General features: G+C 38.3%; 17 protein-coding genes and 1 tRNA gene. 6 read left to right on the top strand and 12 right to left on the bottom strand.

The features are described from left to right. Nucleotides 1–13: 13 nt before the first annotated feature. From E0Y80_RS09835 to E0Y80_RS09825, 3 genes are read left to right on the top strand one after another with little or no spacing between them, the layout of a single operon-like run. The gene (locus tag E0Y80_RS09835) at nucleotides 14–739 is read left to right on the top strand and encodes a hypothetical protein (RefSeq protein ID WP_156307497.1); all 726 of its coding nucleotides are present in this window, start codon (nucleotides 14–16) and stop codon (nucleotides 737–739) included. 1 nt (nucleotide 740) lies between these two features. Next, nucleotides 741–1,784 carry a DUF3078 domain-containing protein gene (locus E0Y80_RS09830; protein WP_156307496.1) on the top strand — a complete coding sequence of 348 codons (1,044 nt, stop codon included), beginning with the start codon at nucleotides 741–743 and terminating at the stop codon, nucleotides 1,782–1,784. A 5-nt stretch (nucleotides 1,785–1,789) separates the two neighbouring features. Further along, the gene (locus E0Y80_RS09825) at nucleotides 1,790–2,716 is read left to right on the top strand and encodes an N-acetylmuramoyl-L-alanine amidase (RefSeq protein ID WP_231596008.1); all 927 of its coding nucleotides are present in this window, start codon (nucleotides 1,790–1,792) and stop codon (nucleotides 2,714–2,716) included. Nucleotides 2,717–2,743: 27 nt separating this feature from the next. Here E0Y80_RS09825 and E0Y80_RS09820 read toward each other — a convergent pair whose 3' ends face one another. The 6 genes from E0Y80_RS09820 to E0Y80_RS09795 all read right to left on the bottom strand — a co-directional run bounded on the left by E0Y80_RS09820 (nucleotide 2,744) and on the right by E0Y80_RS09795 (nucleotide 8,749). Next, a complete protein-coding gene (locus tag E0Y80_RS09820) occupies nucleotides 2,744–4,450 on the bottom strand; it encodes a sodium:solute symporter family protein (RefSeq protein ID WP_156307495.1) in 1,707 nt (568 codons plus the stop codon). Nucleotides 4,451–4,555: 105 nt separating this feature from the next. After that, complete coding sequence (locus E0Y80_RS09815; RefSeq protein ID WP_156307494.1) at nucleotides 4,556–4,753, bottom strand: hypothetical protein; 198 nt, start codon at nucleotides 4,751–4,753, stop codon at nucleotides 4,556–4,558. A 7-nt stretch (nucleotides 4,754–4,760) separates the two neighbouring features. Continuing rightward, nucleotides 4,761–7,199 carry a PIG-L family deacetylase gene (locus E0Y80_RS09810; RefSeq protein WP_156307493.1) on the bottom strand — a complete coding sequence of 813 codons (2,439 nt, stop codon included), beginning with the start codon at nucleotides 7,197–7,199 and terminating at the stop codon, nucleotides 4,761–4,763. A gap of 296 nt (nucleotides 7,200–7,495) precedes the next feature. Next, a complete protein-coding gene (locus tag E0Y80_RS09805) occupies nucleotides 7,496–7,753 on the bottom strand; it encodes a DUF6952 family protein (protein WP_099369797.1) in 258 nt (85 codons plus the stop codon). Continuing rightward, nucleotides 7,734–8,048, bottom strand: coding sequence for a thioredoxin family protein (locus tag E0Y80_RS09800; RefSeq protein WP_156307492.1), 315 nt, complete (start codon nucleotides 8,046–8,048; stop codon nucleotides 7,734–7,736). Before E0Y80_RS09800 ends, E0Y80_RS09805 begins: the two co-directional genes overlap by 20 nt. A gap of 68 nt (nucleotides 8,049–8,116) precedes the next feature. After that, nucleotides 8,117–8,749: a peroxiredoxin gene (locus E0Y80_RS09795; RefSeq protein ID WP_156307491.1), complete on the bottom strand. Its 633-nt coding sequence runs from the start codon at nucleotides 8,747–8,749 to the stop codon at nucleotides 8,117–8,119. Nucleotides 8,750–9,059: 310 nt separating this feature from the next. Between E0Y80_RS09795 and E0Y80_RS09790 the strand changes: the two genes are divergently transcribed. Continuing rightward, nucleotides 9,060–9,131 (top strand) — tRNA-Arg (locus tag E0Y80_RS09790). A 62-nt stretch (nucleotides 9,132–9,193) separates the two neighbouring features. Here the strand turns inward: E0Y80_RS09790 and E0Y80_RS09785 are convergent. The 3 genes from E0Y80_RS09785 to E0Y80_RS09775 are packed head-to-tail and all read right to left on the bottom strand — an operon-like array spanning nucleotide 9,194 to nucleotide 14,750. Continuing rightward, a complete protein-coding gene (locus tag E0Y80_RS09785; protein WP_197091546.1) occupies nucleotides 9,194–12,685 on the bottom strand; it encodes a PVC-type heme-binding CxxCH protein in 3,492 nt (1,163 codons plus the stop codon). Between the two features lie 40 nt (nucleotides 12,686–12,725). Continuing rightward, nucleotides 12,726–13,862: a Gfo/Idh/MocA family oxidoreductase gene (locus E0Y80_RS09780; RefSeq protein ID WP_156307489.1), complete on the bottom strand. Its 1,137-nt coding sequence runs from the start codon at nucleotides 13,860–13,862 to the stop codon at nucleotides 12,726–12,728. Nucleotides 13,863–13,880: 18 nt separating this feature from the next. Next, the gene (locus tag E0Y80_RS09775; protein ID WP_156307488.1) at nucleotides 13,881–14,750 is read right to left on the bottom strand and encodes a sugar phosphate isomerase/epimerase family protein; all 870 of its coding nucleotides are present in this window, start codon (nucleotides 14,748–14,750) and stop codon (nucleotides 13,881–13,883) included. Nucleotides 14,751–15,045: 295 nt separating this feature from the next. Here E0Y80_RS09775 and E0Y80_RS09770 point away from each other — a divergent pair, with 295 nt between their 5' ends. After that, nucleotides 15,046–15,930: an AraC family transcriptional regulator gene (locus E0Y80_RS09770; RefSeq protein WP_156307487.1), complete on the top strand. Its 885-nt coding sequence runs from the start codon at nucleotides 15,046–15,048 to the stop codon at nucleotides 15,928–15,930. A 1-nt stretch (nucleotide 15,931) separates the two neighbouring features. On the opposite strand, the gene E0Y80_RS09765 is transcribed toward E0Y80_RS09770, so the two are convergent. Beyond that, nucleotides 15,932–19,192 carry a PVC-type heme-binding CxxCH protein gene (locus tag E0Y80_RS09765; RefSeq protein ID WP_156307486.1) on the bottom strand — a complete coding sequence of 1,087 codons (3,261 nt, stop codon included), beginning with the start codon at nucleotides 19,190–19,192 and terminating at the stop codon, nucleotides 15,932–15,934. 167 nt (nucleotides 19,193–19,359) lie between these two features. On the opposite strand from E0Y80_RS09765, the gene E0Y80_RS09760 reads away from it, so the two are divergent. Then, nucleotides 19,360–19,965: a hypothetical protein gene (locus tag E0Y80_RS09760; RefSeq protein ID WP_156307485.1), complete on the top strand. Its 606-nt coding sequence runs from the start codon at nucleotides 19,360–19,362 to the stop codon at nucleotides 19,963–19,965. A gap of 34 nt (nucleotides 19,966–19,999) precedes the next feature. On the opposite strand, the gene E0Y80_RS09755 is transcribed toward E0Y80_RS09760, so the two are convergent. Both E0Y80_RS09755 and E0Y80_RS09750 read right to left on the bottom strand, forming a co-directional pair. Beyond that, on the bottom strand, nucleotides 20,000–23,110 hold the full coding sequence (locus tag E0Y80_RS09755; protein ID WP_156307484.1) for a DUF5107 domain-containing protein: 3,111 nt from the start codon (nucleotides 23,108–23,110) through the stop codon (nucleotides 20,000–20,002). Nucleotides 23,111–23,121: 11 nt separating this feature from the next. After that, nucleotides 23,122–26,118: a glycoside hydrolase domain-containing protein gene (locus E0Y80_RS09750; RefSeq protein WP_231596007.1), complete on the bottom strand. Its 2,997-nt coding sequence runs from the start codon at nucleotides 26,116–26,118 to the stop codon at nucleotides 23,122–23,124. Nucleotide 26,119 lies beyond the last annotated feature (1 nt).

Genomic DNA, 26,119 nt, shown 5'->3' with positions numbered 1-26,119 from the left:
TCTTTTTTTATCCATGTTCTGCCCAGTTTTGTTGTTTGCCCAACAGAACCTGGAAGGGATTGTATATGATAAAGATAGTAAGCGAAGACTTGGAGAAGTGCAGATACGTAACCTAAACACTCAAAAATACATTTATAACGATGCCCGTGGTGAGTTCCGAACACCAGCAAAGTCTGGCGATGTATTAGTTTTTAAAAAGTTGGGTTATTTCCCTGACACCATCATTTATAATAATCAAACCGCATTAATCATCAATTTAAAAGAGAATGTTTCGGCAATAGAGACGGTAACTGTTATCGGCAGGAAGAACCCAGAGGATGTGTTGAATGAGATAAAAAGAGATTATGGCAAGGCTTTTGATTTAGCAAAACCCGGTGATTTGTTTTCTGTTGGTATGACCGGAGCGGGATTGAACATCAATTCCCTTTATAATATGATCAGCAAAGAAGGTAAAAATGCGCGTCGATTCACACAGTTTATCGGGAAGCTGCATGAAGAAAATATCATAGATTTTCATTTTACACCAGAATTAGTACGGAATTTGATAGGATTAGAAGGTGAGGATTTAAAGGCATTTATGCAGCTGTTTAGGCCTACATACGAATTTGTATCCACCTCTAACTATTATCAAATGGTAAATTATATAAAAAGTAAGTATGAAGTGTTTAAACTACACCCAAATTTACGACCTTTGCGAGAATTGCCTGATATAAAATTAGATGTAAAAAAAGAAAATTAATATGAATATAAAACTTTACCTATTACCTGTTTTCATTTTTATTTTCGGAATCGTTATGGTTCAAGCACAGGATTTACGGGAATTACGCGTAAAACCGGACAGCACCATTTCTGAGGAAGCCGACGCTGAAGCTCTTGCTATTAAGAATATCAATGTTCCAATTCCTAAATTGGATCTTAAAGTTAATTATTGGAAACATTGGACCCGTTTGGGAGTAAACTTTAACCAAGCTGCTTTTAGTGACAACTGGAAGCTGGGAGGGTTAAATTCCTTTGCTATTGGAGGTCTCCTTTGGCATAAATCTGAATTTAATAGGAATAACTTCAACTTTACCACTGAGGCTGATATGAAATATGGTAAAGTGAAAAATGAGGGTCAATTAGCAAAACCTAATAATGACCGTATTTTTTGGGATAACAAACTTGCTTATAAATTGACTAAATCATGGGCGGTGTATGTTTCCTTGACCTATGAAACTCAGTTTGATAATGCGTTCCATTATGCCATGGTTGATGGAGAAGAAGTTATTACGGGTTTAAAATCTTCATTTATGGCTCCTGGTTACTTCACAGAATCATTCGGTTTGGAGTTTAAGCCAGATGAAACTTTCTCTTTAAGGTTTGGTACAGGTACGGCAAGACAGACATTAATTTTAGACGATCGTTTGAAACCTTTAAATGCATCAGACTATTATAGAAAGCATGGCAGATTCTTTGACCCTAACGATGCAACCAAAGGAACCGGCCCAATCTTCGGTGTTGATGAAGGTAAAAATTTCAATAACGAACTCGCTTTTCAGTTAACAGCAAATTTAGACAGGAACATCGCTAAAAACCTTCATTTAAAGGCTCGTTATAACTTATTTGCTGATTACGAAGATATTACCGATCCAACTCATCGTTTAGATGCTACATTGACAGCTAAAGTTACTTCTTTAGTAAATGTGGCGCTAGGAGGAGTAGTTTTATATGATTCTGCCTTGGATGGCAAAGTTCAATGGAACCAAATGCTTTCTATGGGCTTGCTAGTTAATTTACCAAAATAGATTAGATGAGAAAAATTTCAGTGCGACTGATTGTTGCGGTGTGTGGGATGTTGTTTTTGGTAGGCTGTTCAACTGCCAAAAAATCGAAGGTATTGCAATCAAAAACATCTGTTATTACACCATCGGTTATAGTAGAGAATTCAGCGCCAAAGCTGGATACAATGAATAAAACTTCAACTGTTGTTGAACAAGCTAAAGTTGCTCCGGTAATTTCTGCTGAGGCAGCACTTACTCCTGAGCAAATAGCTTGGAATATGTTTCTTCAGGGAACCAATAAACAGTATGATTTTGCCAGCGCAATCCATTATGATGTAAGGAAACCTTCGTTTGTTATGATTCATCATACTTCTCAGGCAAATCTTGCTCAAACGATTCGTACCTTTCAGCTACCGCATACAAAGGTTTCCAGCCATTATGTGATTGGTAGGGACGGTCGTGTTGTTCAAATGCTGAATGATTATTTGCGAGGCTGGCATGCTGGAAGAGGAAAGTGGGGCAGCATTACGGACATGAACTCGGTATCTATCGGGATTGAGTTAGATAATAATGGTAGTGAACCTTTCCCAGACGCTCAAATAAACTCCTTGTTGGTGTTATTGGACACTTTGAAGACAAGATACAGCATTCCACAAAAAAACTTCATTGGACACGCTGATTTTGCCCCTGGAAGGAAAGACGATCCAAATGTATTCTTTCCATGGCAGGTTTTAGCAGAAAGAGGATTTGGAATATGGTATAATCCCAACTACCTAGTCGCTCCTCCAATGAACTTTAATCCTATCGATGCACTGAAGCTAATGGGATATGATATGACTAATCAGGATTATGCTATAAAATCTTTCAAAAGAAAATATGTAAAATCAGACCTTTCCCCTGTATTGACAGATCGAGATAAAGCGATTTTATATGATCTCTATCGAAAATATTATTAATTCATGGTAAGCCGTTTAGAAGAAAATCTAAACGGTTTTTATTTCACCGGTATTTTTGCCAATAAAAAACTGTAGGATTAAGCTGATTAGAATTAGCAGGGCGCAGCCAATAAGGTTTAACCATAAGAAAGCAACTACATCTAAACTCCAAATTCCTATGATTATGATTTCTGTTATTATTGCTGACCAAAAGACAGCCTTACCGCCAATTCCTTTAACATAAAAAGCGACTAAGAAAATTCCAAGAATAGTGCCGTAGAATAGGGAACCTAAGATATTAACGGCTTCCAAAAGATTGCCCAGTTGACTTGAATACAGGGCTATTCCTATTGTAAATACTCCCCAGCATAATGTTGTAATCCTAGAAACCTTTAAATAGTGTGAATCCTGGGCGGTTTTTTTAACAAAACGCTTATAAATGTCAATTACAGTAGTGGAAGACAATGAATTAATGGCGCTGGCCGTAGCTCCCATAGATGCCAAGAAAATAATGGCTATCAACAATCCAATTAAGCCCTTAGGAAACGTATCGGTCACAAATCGCAGGAAGATATAATTGTTGTCATTGGTATCTGCGGTGGGGTCGTTTTTTTCGATCAGAGCAACCAGGTCTTCGCGAAGTTTTTTATCATCCTCATTGAATTTCAACAGTTCAGCCCTTGCGGCATCAATCTTATCCTCTTCATCTGCCTTTAGAGCGTCTGTAAGTTGGTTAATATAAACCGTTTTTTCCTGGCTTAATGACTCATGTTTTTGCTTGATAACCTCATATTCCTGTCGATGTTCGCTGTTCTCAAGCTTGTTGATTACCCGTTCATTGAAAAATAAAGGTGGAGTATGGTATTGATAATAAGCAAATACTAAGATCCCGATCAATAGAATACAAAATTGCATAGGAACCTTTAAGAGTCCATTCATCAATAGTCCCAACCGACTTTCTTTTACAGATGAACCAGTTAAATATCTCCCCACCTGACTTTGGTCAGTTCCAAAATAGGAGAGTTGTAGGAAAAATCCACCGATTAACCCTGTCCATACAGTGTATTGATTGTTTAGATCAAACTTGAAGTCAATAGCGTTTGCTTTTCCTGATTTTCCGGCTATGTGAAGGGCCTCCTTGAAACCAATATCTTCTGGCAACAAATGAACGACCAAAACTCCTGCTAATAATAATCCTCCAAAGATGATGGACATCTGCAATAGTTGGGTGTATGACACTGCTTTTGTTCCTCCATAAACCGTGTAGATAACTACTAAAGTCCCTATTCCAATGGTAGTCATTACTAAATCAATGTTCAGTATGGTTGAAAGGATTATGGCAGGAGCGAAAATGGTTATCCCTGTTGAGATACCGCGTTGGATGAGAAATAGAGCCGCGGTTAATACCCTTGTATTTACATCAAACCTCTTTTCCAAAAACTCATAAGCTGTGTAAACTTTAAGTTTATGAAATATGGGGACAAAAGTAATACAGAGTACAATCATTGCCAATGGTAGCCCAAAATAGAATTGAGCGAAGCTCATTCCAGAAGAATAGGCAAGTCCAGGTGCGGAAAGAAAGGTGATAGCGCTGGCTTGTGTTGCCATTACTGATAGACCGACTGTGTACCAAGGTAAGGAACGGTCACTAAGGATATAACCGTCAATAGTTTTGACGTTCTTGCTTTTGTAAAGACCATACAAAACGATGGTCAGCAAGGTAAGGATGAGTACTATCCAATCGATACTACTCATCCAAAATATTCAGTAAAAATATACATGAGAACTATGCAAACGACTAACCAGAGTACAATTATCCAGTAAAATTGTCTCCAGCTTCGTACGAATGGCGGTAGTCCTTTATCTGTCATGCGTTTTATTTGGTAATAAAGCCGTAATGAAGATAATTGCGAAAATTAATCCACCAACTAAACCTCCTACTAAGCCCAAAAATGTTTCATTAGCAACCCAAGCTGTAAGTGCACCTAATACGGTACCTACTAATAAGATAATTCCTTTAACGTTGATTTCTTTTGAGTTTTCGATCTGATTTTCCATTATATTTTTAGTTTTTTTCGTTCTTAGCCAGCAAATTTACAAATAATCTTGTTGCTCCGGGTACTCCTGCGGGCAATTGTCTAAAAAATGCCAATGGCGCATAAACGAACTTTCCTTTTCCATAGTTTGCAACGAGTAATGACCCCTTGTTTTGCTGCTCATTTTTATCTCCCATGATCAACGGAGTGCGGTACTCTGGAGATATATTCGTTGCGAAATATAAGCCTCTTTCTTGTACCCATCCTTCAAAATCCTTTTCTGTGATTTTGTTAGGATAATTCAATATCGGGTCTCCAGGATCGGTAAAAGTTACTTTTGCATCTTCCTCCGTAACCCTCTCTCTATTTATTTCAAATGGATATGGCCCAAGTTTATTTGTGCTCATCCGCGAATTCACATTATATTGTGCTAACACGGTGCCACCATTTTCTACATAATTTAATAGAATAGGAAACCATTGGTTGGCATTTGGACTTACATTAAATGCCCTGATCCCAATAATAATTGCATCGTATTGATTTAAGTTAGTGCTTGCAAGTAAATTGCTATTTAACAGGTCTACTTGCACTCCAATGTTTTCCAATGCTGAAGGAACTAAATCTCCAGCCCCATGAATATAACCAATTTTTTTCAAAGGATTGCTAATTTCTAACGCTTTCACCTTCAAACTTACCGGAGGAAACCAAGTTATATCCGGAATATGCTGATAAGCTATCTTCTTAAAGTCGAAAATAGGTTGATTATTCAGCATAGGTTGAACTGCGCTAGCAGCCGTATTTTTTGGATTTGATAGTTCAAAAGTTTTACTGACACTTTGGTTTGGAGCAAGCTCAATGGATGTCGAATTTGGTGAAATCAATAAGCCATCGCTCTGTTTAAATGTAAGTTCTGCTTTTTGAGTTTGGTCACTATTGTTTTTAATGGTCAAGCTGATTGACTTTTTATCTCCAGTTTTTAGTAATGCCTGATTAGAACTAATACTTCCAGTTAAAATAGGTGATATGGATATAGGTTGGTATACCTCGCCACGAACAGGGTCAACAAATCTAAATTCAATAGGTCGATTGATCTGAATAGGTAACCCGGCAACTTCAAGGATAAATATTGTCTGCGGATTATCCGTGTTTTCAGGATGCCCAAAGTTTTTGTCTTCAATATCAAATTTGCCCAATGAGTTAGGTTTTTCTAACCAATAAGGCTGTGTCCAATGTTTGATTGATTTAGTTTCTGTATATTTTTTAGTTTCATTGGCAGGCAGGACTTCTGAGATGTTCTTTCCGTCTATAGAAAGAACTTTGACCTCAACATCGGCAACTCTTTTGATCACCTCATTATTTACCGGGAATGCTTGATCAATTACAAAGTTTGGCTGAGAAACTATAGACTCAGCGACAATACCTGCACAGGAAAGGATAATGTCTTCAATATCTTGGATTTTATTGTCACGGTATACAGAGGGATTTAATTTTTTAACCATTCCATGTAATTCTATTAAATTACGGATGGAATTTTCAGGATGGTTAATGTTGTATGTCGATTGAATTTCTTGAATCTTTTGCTCAATATTTTTTGTTGGTTCGGCAAGTCGTTCCCAAGTCGTGTTGACTCCATCAAAGAGATCCTCCTTAGCTTTTTCTCCAGCAACATGGTCAAAGTATTCCGTCGTTGAGCCTCTGTTGGCTGCAGATCCGAATCCCTGGCTTTTATGCTGCGATCTACTCATAGCCGATAATTCACCATAAGAATAGCCTAGAAGGGGGTTATAATCGCTTAAAACAACCTTTAGCTGGCTGTCGGAAGTATTATTCATTCCTCCAAAATTTGCGGTATTCCATACCAGGCGCTTTGCCTTCCATGGTTTTAGATCTTTAAGTTGTTCAGGGAATTTTGTGGGATCTCCAGCGGCCTCAAAAGCTTCCTTGGCAAGAATGGCTGATGCTTGGTGGTGACCGTGGCCTCCACGACTATCTGGTGGAAACCTATTGATGATGACATCAGGTTGTAATTTCCTTATTAGGAATACTGCCTCGCGGAGAATATCGTCTTTTTTCCAAAACGAAAATGTTTCCTCATGGGTTTTTGAAAATCCGAAATCATAAGCTGCAGAGAATAATTGCTCACCCTGATCAATTCGCCTTGCCGCCAAAAGTTCCTGTGTCCTTACCAATCCAAGCTCAATGCCCTGTTCTGTCCCCAAAAGATTTTGACCACCATCACCTCGTGTTAAGGATAGGTAGGCTGTTCTATATTTGCGATCATTTGCTAAGTAAGCAATCAGCCGGGTATTTTCATCATCCGGGTGTGCTGCAAAATAAAGTGCGGTACCTAAGGTGTTTAATTTATCAATCTTGAGTTTGATAAGGGCTGAAGAGTTGCTCTGCTGGGCATTAGCAACGGTTAAAAAAGAAATAAATAGGAAAAATAGGCCTAAGAATCTGTTATTCATATTTAAAAGTAATAAGATTCGACCTAAAAAAATAAAAGGAACCAAAATATTTTGATTCCTTTTACCAACAATTAAAAATCTTCGACTTGAAACCAAGGGAATTAACCATGGTTCATTTTTAGCAGGATGATGCGCTTTTTTTTGGTCTAACCTTTAATGAATATAAAAGTAATATAATTCAATCTCTTTATAGGAGGTATTTAAAAAAAACTTTTCCACAAAAACACAGTTATGCACAGGTTTTTGTGGAAAAGAATAATTGTCAACTTAATGACTTTATGAGTTGTTTATGTGAATTACTTGTCAATTGAACCTAAAACACGCTTCATAAAGGTGTTTAAGGCTTCTTTTTGCGGCATTCCTTCTTGAACCAATTTGTTGACTTCAATGGCGCCATACATATTGGAGATTAATTCACCAATAACATCTAGTTCTTCATCTTTAAGTTGCGAAACTTCAGTCAACGACTCTAGTGTTTCAATAGTTTCTAAAACGAAGTCAGCGTCGTTCTCTGCAATAAATTCTGTAAGATGTTTAATTATTGGTAACTTCATTTAATAGATCTGTTAATCCTTCGATTTTATTTGTTTGTACTTGATTTACCAATTTTCCGCCTTTAAAAGCTGCAAATGTAGGTAAGTTGTTTACGTTAGCTAATTTTCTTGATTCAGGGAATTTCTCTGCATCAACGATTACGAATTTAACATTTTCATTCTCGCCAGCTAATTTTTTGAATTTAGGCTTCATAATGCGGCAGTTACCACACCAAGAAGCAGCATATTGAACCATCACAGTATCGTTACTGTTGATGACATCCTGTAAGTTGTCTGAGCTTAATTCTTCTAACATGATATTTCTTTTTAAATGGGTAGAATAAAAAAGAGGAGGATAATCCTCCTCTTCTGTTAGGGGGAATATTAGTTGTGTGATAAGTATGAAGCAACGCCATCACGTGTAGCGCTCATCGCTTCTTTACCTTCTTCCCAGTTTGCTGGGCACACTTCTCCGTGTTTTTGAACATGTGTATATGCATCAATTAAACGGATGTATTCTTTTACGTTACGACCTAAAGGCATATCGTTTACTGACTCATGGAATACTTTACCAGTCTCATCGATCAGGTAAGTAGCACGGTATGATACTGCTGAACCTTCAACTAATGTTCCGTACTCAGGGTGCTCGATCTCTTTCATCTCTAAAATACCTAACACACTAGATAAATTACGGTTTGTGTCAGCAATGATAGGGTATTCAACACCTTCGATACCACCGTTGTCTTTCGCAGTGTTTAACCATGCAAAGTGAACCTCTGCTGAATCACATGATGCGCCGATTACGATTGTGTTTCTTTTCTCGAACTCCGCAACAGCTTCTTGGAATGCATGTAACTCTGTAGGACAAACAAAAGTGAAGTCTTTTGGATACCAAAATAAAATAATCTTCTTGTTCTCTTGTTGTGCTTTTTCAAACAAATTCAATGTGAAGTTGTCACCTAAATAGTCAATAGCATCTACTGTAATGTTCGGAAAATTTTTACCTGTAAAACTCATAATATTTTTCTTTTCTTTTTTGTGATACAAAGATACGACTTTTAACGTCCTTTTTCTATTGATATTAGCTATTAACTATTGGTTTTGTCTATTTAAAAGCAGTGTCATTTATAAATATGATTTATATCACAAAATTGATTTAATTTGATTATCAAATAGTTCTATGTTTTAGTTGAATTTTACCATTGATATCTAATATTCAATGTTCAATTCATTTGTGGCGTTATTATAGTAAGATATGACATAATTATTTTAAGCTACATTGAAAATAAATTTGCGCAAAGTCTATAAAATAATAATTTTGCAGCTCGGCCCTGTAGTTCAACGGATAGAATAGATGTTTCCTAAACATTTGATAGCAGTTCGATTCTGCTCGGGGCTACAAAAAAAGGAGAACTGACTCATTGAATCAGTTCTCCTTTTTTATTCCAAAACTTTTTTACATCACTTCGTGACCTTCATCACGCCATTCATAATTCTCCAGTGACCAGGAAATGTACAGGCAAAAGGATAATCACCAACCTGATTAGGTACTTTAATATTCAATTCGAATGTTTTACCCGGATCTACTAACGGTGTGCTGAACAAAACATCTGTGCTGTTTGGAATATATTGCAATTCTGCAGCATTTTGTTGAGTAGCTAATTCATCAGCAGCTTTTCCAACTCTTTCAAGGCTTCCCTGTTTTAAAATCAGGATGTTATGTTGCATATGATCAGGGTTTTCGAAAACAATTTTCAAAGTAGATCCTGCTTTGACAGAAAAGTTATTAACATCATATTCCATCTTGTTAATCACTGTTTTAATTTTGATTTCCTTATCTGCCAGGGTTGTTTCTGTTTGTGAAGCAGAGCTTTTATTCATGGCTACCAATCTTGCATCTTCCAGTTCACCTGTAAAATTAAAATCGTTGGAAAAATCACCGGGACTATCGGTAAAGTCCTTGTTATTCCCTCTTGAAGGACTCGCTTTACCGAACATGATAAAGCCATTAGGTTTCTCCTTGAATGTCCCTGAGCTTTGACCTTCAGCTTCCTTATTCCCGTCAATATTTATGACCATTTTACCGTCTGAGAGCAAAGAGGTCTTAACATTAAATGCGGCAGGAAGTTGTTTGGTCGTCTTAATGATGGATTGTCTGCCCATTTGGTTAACCCGGAATTGAAGATTTCCATCCTTGACAAATACAATATATCCATTTGTTTTGTTTCCATAAGACATTAATACTCCTTCTTTAGGCTTCTTATCTTTTTGTTTTACAGCAGCAGTAAAATGAATTTCTTGACCCGACAAGTCTGGAACTTGATTAGGAGGAATCACTCCAGAAAACGACGTTCCGGATGAGAAGACGGTCATATTGTTGCCCAAGATAATACGTTCCGCCAATGAACCTGAAACATTGGAAAGATCTAAATTCCCAAGTTTATTTTGGTATTCATCAACAAACGCCTGTTGATGAACCGCACCAGCAATCAATAGACTATGGAACAACCATTTATCCTTTTCATTTTCAGGCTGCTGTACGGCTTCAAAAATAGCCTTTCCGATTTGAGGACTAGGACTGGAATCTGCTAGATATAATATGGCCGCTAATCGAACCCTTAGATCCTTATCAGTAAGCATTCCTGAAGAAATAATTTTCTGAGCATTTTCAGGAGTGTTTGGCAAAGCTTGGATAGCCGCCTTTCTAACGCCTGCTGCTGGATGCCTCAAGGCTTCCAAAACTACCGTTGTGCTCGCATCATCTTCACCAGATAATAAGCCCAAACCATGAAGAGTCCAAATAGCATGAATCGCACCACCATTTACATTTACTTCATCAACATTTTTATTGCCTATTAATTTGTGAAGGCTTTTTGCCACAGATTTATCTTTTCCTTCAACTAAAAGTCGCTGAGCCGTTAAGCGCCAAAACATATTGTCGCTTTCCAAAGCATTTAGTAAATCACTAGTTTTCTTGCGATCCAGCTTATAGGTTTTTTGTTTCCCTGCATCTTCATAGACCAGTCGGTAAATTCTTCCTTTCTTGTTATCTCGCAGAGGGTCTATATAAGCATTACCCTCGCCGTTGTCAAATCCCTCGGGGGTTGGGTTATGCTGAATGATGAAATTGTACCAATCCAAAAACCACAGAGAACCATCAGGACCCACTTTCGCTTCTACAGGACCGAACCAATTATCTGAACTGGCAACCACATTCCAGCCATCGCCCTTTTCTTTAAAACCGGATCCATGTTGTTCAAGGATATGGCGGTGAATCAATCGACCTGTTGGCTCGGCAATAAATGCCACTCTGTTCCAATATTCTTTTGGAAATGCTCGCGCTGTATACAGGTTGTGCCCTGTTGCTGCGGTGAATCCACCAAAAACATCTACCTGGCGAAGCTCCTTGGTAAGTTCATGAATTTTATAATGGCCGTCAATTTTTTCAATTCCCCGCTCTCTTAAATTCGCTTTTTCATAATATCGTGCAGAAATTGCCAAAAAGTTACTGTGTTCATTGTTCGCTGTAGAAATGAAAACATCGGCATCCTCTGAAAATCCTAAACCCCATGTATTGTTGGTTGTATTTCCCAAGTATTCAAAATCCTTTACCAAAGGATCAAATTTATATGCTCCAGAACCAAATTTAAGCGGTTTGCCTGCTATTGTTCCTTCAAAACCAGAATATCCTACAGTACCCCAAATTTTATTGTCAATACCATACTTTAAATTGGATGGCCCAGCATGTGTATCAAATGTGCCCCAGCCATCAATCAAAACTTTTCGAACGTCAGCTTTATCATCTCCGTTGGTGTCTTTTAGAAAGAGAAAATGAGGTGCTTGAGCAACAATTACTCCTCCATCTGCAAAAACCAACGAGGTAGGCAGATTAAGCCCCTCAGCAAAAACAGTGAATTTATCCGCTTTGCCATCATTGTCTGTATCTTCACAGATCGTAATTCTATCTCCTCCTTTTCCCTTATCGCTTTTTACCGTATTTGGATAGTCAATCGTTTCAATAATCCATAACCTACCTCTTTCGTCCCAATCCATTGCTATGGGTTTTTTAATTTCGGGTTCGCTCGCAAAAAGCTCTAACCGAAATCCTACTGGAACCTGTACTAAAGTTTGGGATTCTTCAGGACTTAAAGGGTGTTGGTACCTAGGTGGTGGATTTCTGCGTTCGTAATTTGGCATCCGCGCTTCTTCGTATGTAGGTTTTGCGATGACGTATTTTTTCATTCTGTCCACTGCTTTTTCCCCAACTGCCCAAAGGATTCCATTTTTAACCAACTTTATAAAACCTGGATTTCTGAAAGTCCGCTCATCATGTCCGAATGCTGTATAGAACACCCGGCCTTTACCATAATCTTTAACCCATGTATACGGTTCTCTATGGGAAGTGTCCACACGTTCCATTAACACATCAATATCGTCTGCTAATAAATGGTGTACATAAGTTTCATCCCATTCGGTAACAAAGGGTGAAAGGCCTTGCATGGCAGGATGTTCCGGTTTGATGATCTCAGCGCCAAATGAGCCACCTTCATGACTTTTAAACTGACCTCCAATTAATTTCACGACTTCATCCGAATTCCGAAAACAGAAGGATGCCGAATGTATCGGGATAAATCCTTTTCCAGAAGCAACATAATCCAATAGTGCCTTTGCCTGCGATGAACTGATCGTATCATGGTTCGCATACAAGATTAAACCATCAAACTTCTCTAGATCTGGACGTAAAAGATCCTCCGGATCATTTGAATATGTTATATTGATACCATCTTCAAAATATTCTTTTGACAAGATATCGGCCAACAATTCCGAATCATGATGTTTGCTATCATGGCCTAAGAAGAACAATTCAAGTCTTCTCGGTTTATTATCTTCGTTGCATCCCCAAGCTGTCAATGCAATGAGAAAAATGAGCAACAATTTAAATATCCTATTCATTTTTATTCAAATAAATTTATCTATGACCTATTCAAAATGATTATTGAACTTCCCATGTAAATGATGGCAAATAAATGATTTCACCACCTTTAAGAGCGGATTCATGGGCTAATATACCTACGCAAGTAATATTGGCAGACTGCCTCGCATTTGGAAATGGTTGACGACCTGTTTTCAAAGCGTCTATGAATTCATGGACTAAATGCGGATGTGAACCCCCATGGCCAGCTCCCTGACTGAAAGATAAATGTTGGTTCTCGTCTTCATCATAGACCCCAGCCTGCGTAAAATGCTGAATGGGTTGAGGTAGTAAATGCGCATAGTCAGGACATTTCACCTCCTCAGGAATTTCAGGTTCCGGTCTTTTAGCGACATGTAATACCAAAGGTTCTCCTTCTATCAACGGCCATTCTACCGAACTTTTCGATCCATAAACCTCGAAACTTTCCCTATACTGTCGTGCTGTATCAAACAAGGAACGATAAACATGTGCACTTAAATCAGAATCCTTAAACTTGATATGTGCCGTTTCAACTGCAAATGGAGAATTGTATTGTCCAATCAAATCTTCCCTGATCGTCCCTGAACCAAAGCAGGAGACATATTCAGCTTCGCTTCTTGTCAATCCCAATACCGGACCTACGCAGTGTGTTGCATAGTGCATGGGCGGTAATCCCGGCCAATAATTTGGCCATCCATCCATATCCTGCTGGTGACTCGCTTTCAAAAACTGAATCTTCCCTAAATCACCCTTCTCATAAAGTTCTTTCATAAAAAGAAATTCGCGGGCATAAACTACAGTTTCCATCATCATGTAAGTTAGGCCAGTTTCTTCTACGGCCTCGACGATTTGCCTACATTCCTCAACAGTAGTCGCCATAGGAACTGTACAGGCCACATGCTTTCCTGCCCTCAATGCCTTAATTGATTGTTCTGCATGATTAGGGATCGGGGTATTGATATGAACCGCATCGATCAGTTCATCTTTCAACATTTCATCAAAATCTGTATATCTTTTTTCTACGCCAAAAGCGTCCCCAATCTCATTAAGCTTTTCTACATTCCGTTGGCAAATTGCATACATGTTTGCATCGGGATGCTGTTGGTATATAGGTATAAATTCTGCTCCAAACCCTAATCCAACTATTGCTACATTAATTTTTTCATTGCTACTCATAAAATATCGGTTTTGTGGTTATACATTATTTTCTTTCCAATTCTTTAAGAAGGAATATCCTTCTCGGGCAAAAGTGTCCTGATCCTCTGCTAGCTTCCGCCAGATGCATACGGCTCCTGCCAGCTCTTTATTTGCTGGCGTAAAACTTTCAATTGAAATGGCCCCTTTGTAATCGATTGATGCTAATGCTTGATGATATTTATCCCAACTTGCATTACCTGTTCCTGGGATTCCTCGGTAATTCTCAGAAACTTGAAGATGTAAAAGTTTATCTCCTGCTTTTTGAATGGCTAATGCTGGGTCCCATTCTTCAATATTCATATGGAACATATCTAGACAGATTTTTGCCGCTGGATGATCAATCTGTTCAATCAATCGCAGTACATCATCCACATTATTCACCAAGTCGGATTCAAACCTATTTAATGGCTCCAAAGCTATTTCTAAACCTTTAGATGAGGCCATTTCACAAACTGTCTTTAGGTTTTTTACAGCACGATTCCATTCTATTTCCCTTTGTGCATCTGGAACCATCCTTGCCTTCCCAACAGCTGAATACATCGGGCCTGCAAAAAATTTGGCCCCTAAAAGCTTCGTTATATTTAAACATTCTTCTATGTATTCGAGTGAGTTTCTTTGAAGTTCGGGATCATCACTGGTTAAATCCCGGGTACTACCAAACGCTCCACAAACGATGGCACTTAATCCGTTACGCTCTAATTCAGCGGAGATTTTTTGCGTATCTATCAATTTTGGATCTTCTACCGCTATTTCGACTATTTCGTACCCTAATGCTGCAATCTTTTCAAATAAGGCTGTAGCCTCCTCAGTCTGGAATGGTGAGGTCCATATCCAGGTGCTTATGCCCAATTTTACATGTAATCCCATATTTTTTATAATATATTTTTGATGTGGTATGGAACGTTGAGTCGTTCATCATAACCTGTTTTTAATTGATTAAGGAAATCCTTAGACCCTAAATTAGTAGATGTAAACTTTTTTCAATACCTATGAATAACCCAAAACTGACTGTATTTTGTCAAATTTGTCCCTTTGAAGCTTAAACTTTGGAAAATAATCAAGCATTTTTTAATAAATTGCTTGAAAATTGTCTTTTGAACACTTAATTTAGATAACCAATATTTGATAAACCTTATTCAGGTATGCAACTAATCAATCGACTATGGATATAAACTTTAAAAAACCCGCAGTCCAGAAAACCAGAATCCCGGCTTCCCGAATTTTTGCCATCAGAAAACTCAATGACAAACACTTTGATACAACCTGGCATGCACACCTTGAATATCAACTATTCTTGGTGATTGAAGGTTCAGGAACAAAATTTATTGGTAATACCATGAAAGCGTTTGATTGTGGTGACCTAACGTTTGTTGGACCTAATATCCCACATCTTTGGCGTAGCGAAGATTGTTATTTTGACCCAAAGTCAAATAAATCCAGCATGGGATTGGTTATTTATTTTAATGGATCAGCACTTGAAAAGTTTATTGAAAAAGATGAATTTAATCAGCTAAAAATACTCTTGGGAAAGGTGCGGCGTGGAATGGAAATTCATGGAGATACTGCCGCAGAAACCATCAAACTAATGCACGGACTTTTACATCTCCATGGAATGGATAGTATCATTCAATTATTGAAGATCTTAGGCGTCCTTGCAAAGAGTAATGAATACAGCTTGCTCAACTACGGTGAGATATTGGAAGAACCGAAAGAAGTTGAAACCAATCGTATAAACATTGTTTATAATTATGCATTCACAAATTTCAGAAAGAAGATCACACTTGATGAGGTATCAGCCTTGCTGAGCATGACTTCAACATCTTTTAGCCGGTATTTTACTGCTAAAACCAGTAAGACCTTTTCTTATTTTCTTGCAGAACTACGTTTAAGTCATGCTTGTAAATTGCTTTCAAACTCAGAAAATATGAGTATTGCACAAATATGTTATGATTCAGGATTCAATACCCTGTCTAATTTTAATAAACAATTCAAAACATTTATTGGAGTAACCCCAAAAGAATATCGAGAAAAGTATTTAACCTTCTAAACTACCTCACTTTCATAATACCATGCATAATTTGCCAATGGCCTGGAAAAGTACATACAAAAGGATAATCACCTTTTTCTTTTGGAGCGGTAAACTGCAGTTGATAACTCTGTCCGGCCTGCACCAATACTGTTGCAAATAGAACTTCTGGAATTTTTGGAACAAAGTTCTGTTCATAGGCATCGGGTTCAATGGACATCTTATCTGCTGCCTGCCCAACTTTTTCTCGTGACCCTGGTTTTGTAAACACAATATTATGAGGCATCTGATCATTGTTGTCAAACTCCAATACGATTTTTTCACCTGCATTAACTTCAAAGGCTTCTAAATCAAATGCCATTTTCCCAGGAAGAGTCTTAATGATATGAGTTGGTTTTAAACCCTTCGATTTTGAAGTTTGAGATTCTGAATCTGGCTTCTGAGCCGTATTTTCATCCATCAAGATTTCCTTATTCTCCTTCATAAATTTCTGAACTGCAAATGAACCTTTCATCTGTTCATATTCAGAAGCCGAAAGCTTTGGCTCGCTATATTTTGCAACTGTAGGATCTTCTGCTACAAAACCAATATAAAGAGATTCACGCTTCGTGGCCACAGAACCCAACAGTCGATCTGCCCTCTCGGGTTCATGCTCTAAATATTTGCTATCCTTCTCAAACATTCCAACCCACACTGGCCGTAAATGACGGAAGGACTCATTTAAAGCATAGTTAATATAATCATCGGTAGGTAACTCCGCCGCATCTAACAATGCATTAACGGCTTTCTCATCCTTTTGGTAACTTAATGATATGATCGCTTCAAGCCGAACTTTCTCAGATGTGTCTTTTGACATCTTAATGATCTGCTCCATAGCATTGGGAATCCGATCAAACCAATAATGAAGTACTCGTGTAGCTGCCGCACGAACCGCCGATTGCTTGCTGTTTAAAAGTTCTTTAAGCAGCTGCTCATTTGGCTTGTTAAACTGTTGATAGATCCAAAGTCCTTCCATTCTATGCTGCTCAATTTCAGGATCAGAAACTTCTAAACCCTTTAGCCATTTGTCAACCTCTGGCAATACCTCCTTTGATGAATATTCGCGCAACATTCGGCGTGCCCTATATCGAGCTCGGTCTTCATGTAGTTTTAACTGATCTAAAACTTCGGCAATACTCAACTTTGTCAGGTCGACAGGTTTTAAGGTGGATTTGTCCTTATGCGTAATCTTCCAAATTCTTCCCTTCGTATGATCTCGTTTTTCATCACGGAAATTCTGTTCTCCGTGTTGAATAATAGGATTATACCAATCAACAACATATAGCGCAGCGTCTGGTCCGAACTGTAAATCTACAGGCCTAAAGTTTGGATCTTTAGATTGTAGGAGAGGGGTAGTCTCCGTTCCAACAATGCCACTGCCTTCCGCCGTAATCTTATGCTGCCTAATTCCTTGGAAACCTATAAACGTATTGAAAAGCACATTTCCCTGTAAGCTATCTGGAAACGCTCGGCTCGATATAATTTCCAAACCACAAGTTTTGGGTTTTGAACCAGAGGTTAAGAAGTCTTTCATCTCCAAATGCTTTTTGGGGTAATCTATAGCCACTGTAAGAGGGGGTGCAAAATAGTTTAATCCGGTAGATACATCTGCAATCAACTGCGTACCGTCGCGCATAAACACATCCCCCCAAGGATTAGCAAAGAGATAGGATATATGCTGATCAAACTTCCTGGTTCGTGGTTCATATCGCCATACCATTCCGTAGTCACCTCTTCTAGGTCCATAAGCAGTTTCAACCTGGGTATGTAAAAAAGTACCCATATTCATATAAAGGGCTCCGTCTGGCCCCCAGGTATAGGTGTTTAAGGTATGGTGCGAATCCTCCGTACCAAAACCCGACAGTAATACCTCACGGTAATCTGCCTTGCCGTCCCCATCAGTATCTTTTAGATAAACAAAATCTGGTGCCTGGGTGACATAAACGCCGCCATCTCCTAATTCGAACCCTAAAGGCAGATATAAGCTATCTGCAAATACCGTATGTTTATCAGCTTTGCCATCCCCGTCGCTGTCCTCCAAGATTAGTATTTTGTCGTTCGGAGGGTTGCCTGGAGTATAATTAGGGTATGAAGGCATCGACGCCACCCATAATCTTCCTTGACTATCAAAGCGAGCAGCAACTGGGTTTGCCATCGGAAAATCCTTCTCAGATGCAAACAGGTTAATCTCAAATCCTTCAGGTAATACAAATTGAGATTTTGCCAATGCCAAATCTGCTTCTGTCGTTGGGACTATCTTCTCCTCTTCAACCTTAGCCTTTCCGGATTGAATGATGGCTGAAGCAAGGCTTAAATCAACCTCTTTCCCCGGTTTTGCACTTTCCCAAACAAGGCTATCCAATTGTTCTACAATCTGGTCTATTTTCGTTAATTCCAATGGCAATGCCTGACCTCCCGCCCATTCACGTCGACGGCCATAGATGTATTCCCCATTCTGAGACCTGTAACGGTAGAAATAATGTTGGTTCTTAATTTGAATAAGCTTCCTTAATTGTTCAAGTTTTGAATCATTCGACCAACTATTTAATGGGAGATCCAGTGTCTTCGCCATGATTTCACTGACGAATTTATAGCCAGCATCGTTAAGATGGATCCCATCTGTGGTTAATGGTTTTTTTGACCGATTCATCTCTTCTTTTGTAGATTCATATAGGTCAATAAAAGGTATCTGAAGCTCTTTCGCGATTCTGGACATCCCTTCGCTGTACAATTTTAGGTTTTTGTTATGTGTAGCAGGATCAGGAAGTTCCCCATCAATCTTTTCGTGGGCTATAGGTGATACTAAAATAATCTTGGGAATATCTTTTCCATTAGGCTTAAGCTGCTGAAGGTTTTCTAATAGCGATTTAAGATCCCTATTAAAAGTTTCAAGACTATCTAGACCTTTAAAGGATTCATTCATTCCAAAGCAAGCAAAGATAACGTCCGCTTGCTGAGCTTTTAGATGTTCTTGAATAGTTCCGAAGTTCAACGGTCTGGGCCTTAGATTCACTTCATCTGCGTCCCAACCAAGGTTCCGCACATGAAGCTTTAACTCTGGAAAACTTCCATGAAGCAAGGTCTCAAAGTAATTGTTTCGTTGCATGCGTTCCGCAAATGAATTTCCAAGGATGACGATGCTGCTATTCGCTGTAGGCTTGAATGGAAATACCTCATGTTTTTTCTGACATGATATGAGCAGAAATAGTATTAAAATTAAACTCAAATAGGAATAACTTTTCATATGCAACGAATTTAACCTGGCTGAGGTTGATAAATAATGGTTATCTAAAGGAAAGAAATAAATTGTGCATTCCCGTCCTGTACTTGCCTGTAATATATTTGCTCGATTTTTGAAACGAAAATTAAAAATTATCAACCTCGAGTTTAAAAGTTTAAACGTCAATTTCTATGAAAAGAATTTCAATTCAACCTTTAATTATTTTTTTATTTGTTCTTTTTGGTTCTTGCAGCAAAGATTCAGAGAATAATCCTGATATAGATCAACCTGAAAAATTGATTGCTCCTTATATCACGATGAAAATTGATGGTAAATTATGGACATCTGAAAGGTCTAAAGAAGCTGGATTCTTTTATTTTGATTTAAATACTGATAAATATGGCAATGTAAAGAAATTCCTAGTCAACATCAGAGGCACTAGTACCAATGAATTTACTCAGGACCAAGATTTTTTTGCTATTAATTTTGATCTTTTGAGTCCGACAGAAATAAAGCAGTATGAATTGCCCTTACTGGATGGAACGGAGAGTCTGAATTACTTCGTGCAATTAGGCCATTGGAAAAAGGAAAGTGATAATTCTTCAAGCTTAATCCCATATGCCGTAAATCAATATCACAAACCCGCAGGACCTTTTAAAGTAAATATTACAGCATTGACTCCAGATGCTAAAACGCAAAACCTTAAATATTTATCAGGGACTTTTGAAGGCGACCTGAAAAAAGAAGATGGTACTTTGATTAAAATAACCGAAGGAAAATTCGTTTGGGAAGAATAAAAAAAGAGCCTGTGTTAACAGGCTCTTGCATATACTAAAAAATTCTTTGGTCTTCTTGATTATAGACCATTGCCAATAATTTAGGCCAATAATCTTGAATTTTTCCGTTTTTTATTTCCGCCTGCAGTGCACTTAATTGTGTTGCGAGCTCAGGTGATCTTGCAATCAGAGCCGAACGCTCCTTATTGGCTGATTCTTGATTGCCTAATTGATCATTGGCCTCCGCCTTTAATAAAATATAAGCCACCGATCTGCCCGACTCAGATTCACTGATTTTCTTCAATAATTCTTTTGACTTTGTCGCATCTTCGTTCTTATATAATTGTGCTTCTAACCAATCAGCTAAAAACTCTTGTTTTTCATCTTGATATGGTTCACCAACCCCCAATTCTTTTGGCCAAAGCCGACTCTCATCTATTTTCTGTTTAGCTAGTTTGGAATTGTTTTTTATCAAGGCATCATAAGCCATCATTAATTTTGCTTGCTCATAATAACGATGACCATCTGTTGCCCCTTCAAAAGGAAGGATATGTAATTTTGACAAAATGTTATCTGCCTCTTGATAATTTTTGTTTAACAACAACATTCTACTATAGTTCATACCTAAGATGTAATTCGTCGGATCTGCCTTAAAATATTTCGATGCAATTTCAAGAGCCTTCTTATAATCCTTTTGAATACGATACTGATTGGACAGGAGCTTACCATAACGCCATTCTTTTGGATCCAATTTCGAGGCTAAGATTAAATCCTCAATTGATTCACTCGGATTCGCCTTGGATTCAAGTTCGCTCCGAACTGCAAAATAGGGTGCAAAATCTACGCTTCCGGAATTGTTTTTTGAAAGTAAACTTAATGCTTTTTCGCCCTGATTTCGATATCTATATAACAAAGCCTGTAAGTAATCAGACCTCCAATTTTTACTGCTTTGGGAAGCCCATTCAAATATAGGTTGACTTTCCTCTCTAAATGGAAAAACATATTCAGGACTAGATTGCTCGGCCTTATTTAACCAGTTTTTCCCACTATTATTTTCTTTGTTCAGCCATGTTAACCAATATAGTGTTTCCGTATTTTGAGGGGCAACTTCCAATACTTTTATGGCCCTATCCTGTAATTGCATAGAATGATACCAAATAGCCAATTCTAAAAATGCCTCCGTTCTCAATTCCTGTTTCACGGAACTCAAAAACTGTTTCTCTGCTTCAGCAGTTTTGTTAAGCCATAGGCTTTCAAAATTTAAGAAAGGGTTCAGCGGATCGATACTTTCAAGCGCTAATTGACTGCTTTTAATCGCTGATTCATTATTTAGTATTTTCCCTGCTAAGTATTGAATTTGAAGAGCGTCAATATTTTCCGCACCCATTTTTAAGGCCTTCTGCGCATAGCTTATCGCTTCAGCATAATCTTTTACCTTGAAATGCATCCGTGAAAGCGCCGTAAATGCCGATGCCCGCCAAGCCGCATCCATACTCGCAACTTGGTAGCCATCTCTAGCATCATATTCCCTGCCCAACTTTTCATTGATCAAACCATAATAATAGTTTGCTTCAGCGTTGTAAGTGTCCAGCTCTAATGCTTTCGATGCATATTCTAAAGCCTTCTCATACTCCATCCTGAACCATGAAAGCTTGATCATGGAACTCAGGATTGATGTGTTATTTGGATCTAGATCATATCCTTTTCGAATCAAAGGTTCTGCCTGACTAAACAATCGAAACCTTAATAGATCTCTACCAAGAAATGCTAATGAATCGACTTCATTTAGTTTAACCTTAATTTCAACAGGTCTTTTTAATTCATATTTATCTTGTTCCAAGTCTAAACGGTTTCCATGGAGGACAATCGAATGAACCTCTTCATCATTTTTTAAAGCCAAATTGACCTTTACCGCTGTTCCAATCTTCGCCGAAACTAGTGTTGCTCCAATTCGTTCGCAAGCGGCATTATAGACAATCAATGAGTCGTTGAAACTTTGTTTAGGATCAATTAGGATCTCTAAATTTTGACCATTTTGGTTCAATTTAAAGGCTCCTACAAGATTAATTGCCGTTGCTTTACCGATGCCATGATATGGAAGCCAATTTTCTTCCCATCGGTCGGTTTGATAGGGTTGAAATCCAATCTGTTTAAAAGGAGTTTCACTGCTTGTGCCCATATTTTGATTGAAGAGGCGACCACTTTGAATCTCCACATATTGACCGCTGTTGTCTGTCAATAGGTCTTCCCAGATCTGTCCAGAGCCCGATTGTGCCCACAGAAAAATTTTCTTTCCCAGTTTGTCTTCGCGGTTCGCATAACGCGCCATTCCATAATCCGAATCTGACCAGTACGCTCCAAACGTATTGCTGGCAGCACCAAGGACATGGTACGATTTTGAATCCCCAAATGCATTGCCAGTATAAGTGGAAAGGTCCCTGCCCTCCGAATCGATTGGCCAATTGTGCTGTTCTCCTCCATGACCGATATACTTATGTCCAGGATAAACAAATTGGAGGTCATTTCCGGCAGGTATGCCAAGATTCATCCAGGTATAGTAAGGCTGCTCAATTGGATTGCTATTTGACCAAAAAGACTTCGTTGTAAAGTAACCTTTATCTTTTTCTAGTCGGATCTCTAATGTCCATTGTGTTCTTGATAGTAAATCCAATGTGTGGATAATACAGCTGGCGCTTCCGTCAGCATTCGTTCGTATCAAATAATCAACCGGTGTTGAAGTGTTCGGTGTGTGCCCAATTACGCCATAATTGGCCTCAATTCCGCCACTAGTCCATGGGCCACGCATAGCAATGTCCCGAAATTTGACTACAGCATTATTATATAGATAGTCCCTTTTATTAACCTTATCATAGGCTGTCCAGATTTTTCCGCCAATCTCTGGCATGATCTGAACTTTTATATAATCATTCTCCAAATTGACAACATTCCATTTCTTTTGGATAGGAGTATTGGAGAAACCATCAAACCGAAAGTAGGGATATAGCTTTTGGTTTGATGCAATAGGATCCGGATCTGAAAAAGGATAGGTCGTCATACTCACTATCTCTTCCGTTACCTTTGATGGCTGCTGAGCATATCCCTGCCCAGCAAAGAACAAAGTTATTGCAATGCCTAATAGGCTCTTTTTGACATTGTTTTTTACCATAGTTTAGATCTTTATTCGATGATTAGTAACCAGCCTTGATTCTTCTTAACTGCTATGCTTGATTGCGGATCAAAAGTCTTTTCTTCTTGAAAATCCTTAATAAATGGACTTCTAATTTTTACCTTTTTAGGGTCCAATCCAAGTTTCTCCCAATCTATTTTTAATTTAAAATCTGTATCATTTGGAGCCCAGCTTGCTATGGCAACCATGGTCTTTCCATTTTTCTGGAATACCGTCGTTAAAACATCCGCTCTGTCTGTTTTAACCGGGTTATTTGGAGACCAATATCCTATCATTTTTGAACCTACTATTCCAAAATCATCCCATACTTTCCATAATCCCTGTGGTCCGCTTTTCTGGTACGGCAAACGATTTGTCATCCCGTAGATCATGCCACGATAGGGATTACCTCCGTCCTGTAGCATTTCCCCCATTAAACCGAAAGGAATTCCACTGACCTCAGTTAAAAAGAAATCTGGATTATTTTTCTCATAATCAAAGTATTCCCCAAACCATAATCTATTAATATAAGGAAAATGTTCCATATATAGATTGGCACTGTTGTTAAAACCATCGCGTTCATTATACTGATTTGCTGAGTGCAGGTCAATTAATCCCGGGTGTCCATTCTTGGTCATGACGCGTTTAATCCGTTTCATGGTGATGCGGTCAAAAGCTACGTCATCAAGGTAAATACCATCGATCCCAATCTTGTCAACCAGCCAATTCATACCTTCAACATAATAGTTGTGCCACCTGTTCATGCCGCTATTGATTAAAGCAGCATCTTGATATTTTGGAACATACCATGCTGCAATATAATCCTCGCCAACATGCTCCTGAAGCCATGAATAACCCTTACCTGGTCCCGCAGAAAAGACCTCGTGACCCAAACTTCGTAGTGGATAAAGTTCATAAACTCGGTTGGAAACCTCCCTTACCGTATTGTAGATTTTTACCTTTAAACCCTCCTGATGCGCTGAATCAATGTAGTTTTTCATTTCTTTCGTCGCAATAAAAGGATAATTGATATATGGGTTCAAATCATTTGCATGATGGATGTTGATTACATTTGCACCCCCTTTCTTTACAGAGTCAACAGGGTGATAGGCATGATAATAACGCTCATTCCATTGCTCATCTGTTTGAATAGGATGGAATGGTGTAATCAGCAAGTTAAAATTGTAATAAAGAACATCGCCCTTTTTAAGAGTTCTGGCACCACTATATCCCTTAACCAACACTCTTTTATTAATATCCTTAATAGTTATTCCGCCTTTGTTCTCATTTCCCCATGAGGTCGGCAACTTTAATGGTTTCTGTAGGTAGAAGTTGGTGTTTAATGGACGTTCATAATGTTCATCTCTAAGTGAAAATTGTAATCCTGCATTCACAGCTCCAATCCATGCGCCATCTTGATTTTTATGAGCAACATCCCATTTCCAATCAATATTCGAAGGTCTATAACCACCTTTTTGGCCCAACCCCATTAAATATGCTGCTTGATCTTTTTGAAAAGGAATTTCCAAGCTGATGTCTGATAGGTCAATATCCTGTAGAGCTTGTACCTTGACAACATAATGCATATAACCATCAAACTCTAAAGTTCCATCCAAATCAACTTGAAGGTTCTGGTTTTTAAGCTGAGATTTCCAGCCATATAAGCCCTCTTCTTTTTGTGTGAATTGAAATCCTTGGCCTGAAAGCTGTTCATCCTTCCCGTTTACACCTGTAAACTTGAAATGCATCGCTTGCTCCAAAATTGAATTGGCTTGATCGGATATTTCCGTCATTTCAGGAGTAAAATAGGTCCGTATTTGTTTAGGAAGTCCCGACGAATTCAGTACTACTTCACGACCAAGAATGGATAAAATAGAATCCTGTTTGACCTGAACTGCCGTATAGGGAGGAAGAATGGTATTTGCATGCGCTAAAGTAGAATTCAACCATGGCAGTCGCGTCATTTTCCACGGCTCATCATAACCTTTGTTTGTCAACTTAGTTGCACCAACTTCAATTTCCAGTTCAATTGTTTTTGGCTTGCCATTGTCAGCAGTTAGGGTAACTATACCTTTATATGTGCCTGGCTTTGTATCTTCAGGAATAGTAAATCCACACCACAATGACTGAACCTGACCTTTTGTTACATTCACCTTGTTGATTAATGGTAAACCAGTATAGGCAATTCCTTCTTGGTTGATACAATCAAAATTCGATTTAGAAATTGTCTGTCCGCTCTCATTTTTTAAGTCACTTGCCGCTACATGTAAATTCTTTAAATCCGTTTTTATAGGATAAACAGCAACCTGAAAAGCATGATATCCGCCCAATTCAGCACGATCTCTTAAAAGGCGATTGTTAAAATTCTTTTCTGTCCATCGTTTCGGGAGATAATCCCGCATTTTTACTGGATTATCGCGAGTTTCAGGAAATACTAAATAGTCCTCGTTCTTATGTAAATTCAATAGAAAATTTACCTCTTGCTCGGAGGCAATGGTTTCCATTGCAGTATTTGCGTTAAAATTATCAACGGATTCAAGTCTGAGAAACTTTGCCTTTGGGTTTTTTGTCTTAATCTCAGTATTGGAAGCTGAAGATGTATTTTTTAAATAGGTTGCCGTGGGGTAGTTAGTCCGACCGTCCAATTCGTAAGGTAGATAGTAGATGTAATAGATTCCTTTGCCAGATTGTGGCTGAAAACTTATTCCTCCAGAGACATTGTTAATCCATAGATAGGAGGAAGGATCATAACTTTTATTTGTAGCACTATCAACGATGATTATTTTCTGATCTGCTTTAACCCAGCGATTTCTCCAGGGAATTGTAGCTTCTACTAATTTGTCGTCTTTTTCAACTTTCAGCACCGCTCGTTGGTTTCCTAATTGATCCGGATTCCATTTTAATGGTTGCGGGGGGAAGGGTTGTTGTTGTGAATATGCTGTTTGAGCCGCAATGCTGCTTGCGGAAAATAAAATAATATGTAGGTACTTTTTTAGGTTGATTTTCATG

The organism is Sphingobacterium endophyticum (assembly GCF_009733535.1).
GTDB lineage: Bacteria > Bacteroidota > Bacteroidia > Sphingobacteriales > Sphingobacteriaceae > Sphingobacterium > Sphingobacterium endophyticum.
The sequence above is the reverse complement of the archived record's forward strand: the minus strand, read 5'-3'. Positions and strand labels throughout refer to the sequence as shown.

What these genes read in the sequence shown, in the direction of transcription:
- E0Y80_RS09835 (WP_156307497.1), top strand. Translation starts at nt 14, where the DNA reads ATGTTCTGCCCAGTTTTGTTGTTTGCCCAACAGAACCTGGAAGGGATT.
- E0Y80_RS09830 (WP_156307496.1), top strand. Translation starts at nt 741, where the DNA reads ATGAATATAAAACTTTACCTATTACCTGTTTTCATTTTTATTTTCGGA.
- E0Y80_RS09825 (WP_231596008.1), top strand. Translation starts at nt 1,790, where the DNA reads ATGAGAAAAATTTCAGTGCGACTGATTGTTGCGGTGTGTGGGATGTTG.
- E0Y80_RS09820 (WP_156307495.1), bottom strand. Translation starts at nt 4,450, where the DNA reads ATGAGTAGTATCGATTGGATAGTACTCATCCTTACCTTGCTGACCATC.
- E0Y80_RS09815 (WP_156307494.1), bottom strand. Translation starts at nt 4,753, where the DNA reads ATGGAAAATCAGATCGAAAACTCAAAAGAAATCAACGTTAAAGGAATT.
- E0Y80_RS09810 (WP_156307493.1), bottom strand. Translation starts at nt 7,199, where the DNA reads ATGAATAACAGATTCTTAGGCCTATTTTTCCTATTTATTTCTTTTTTA.
- E0Y80_RS09805 (WP_099369797.1), bottom strand. Translation starts at nt 7,753, where the DNA reads ATGAAGTTACCAATAATTAAACATCTTACAGAATTTATTGCAGAGAAC.
- E0Y80_RS09800 (WP_156307492.1), bottom strand. Translation starts at nt 8,048, where the DNA reads ATGTTAGAAGAATTAAGCTCAGACAACTTACAGGATGTCATCAACAGT.
- E0Y80_RS09795 (WP_156307491.1), bottom strand. Translation starts at nt 8,749, where the DNA reads ATGAGTTTTACAGGTAAAAATTTTCCGAACATTACAGTAGATGCTATT.
- E0Y80_RS09785 (WP_197091546.1), bottom strand. Translation starts at nt 12,685, where the DNA reads ATGAATAGGATATTTAAATTGTTGCTCATTTTTCTCATTGCATTGACA.
- E0Y80_RS09780 (WP_156307489.1), bottom strand. Translation starts at nt 13,862, where the DNA reads ATGAGTAGCAATGAAAAAATTAATGTAGCAATAGTTGGATTAGGGTTT.
- E0Y80_RS09775 (WP_156307488.1), bottom strand. Translation starts at nt 14,750, where the DNA reads ATGGGATTACATGTAAAATTGGGCATAAGCACCTGGATATGGACCTCA.
- E0Y80_RS09770 (WP_156307487.1), top strand. Translation starts at nt 15,046, where the DNA reads ATGGATATAAACTTTAAAAAACCCGCAGTCCAGAAAACCAGAATCCCG.
- E0Y80_RS09765 (WP_156307486.1), bottom strand. Translation starts at nt 19,192, where the DNA reads ATGAAAAGTTATTCCTATTTGAGTTTAATTTTAATACTATTTCTGCTC.
- E0Y80_RS09760 (WP_156307485.1), top strand. Translation starts at nt 19,360, where the DNA reads ATGAAAAGAATTTCAATTCAACCTTTAATTATTTTTTTATTTGTTCTT.
- E0Y80_RS09755 (WP_156307484.1), bottom strand. Translation starts at nt 23,110, where the DNA reads ATGGTAAAAAACAATGTCAAAAAGAGCCTATTAGGCATTGCAATAACT.
- E0Y80_RS09750 (WP_231596007.1), bottom strand. Translation starts at nt 26,118, where the DNA reads ATGAAAATCAACCTAAAAAAGTACCTACATATTATTTTATTTTCCGCA.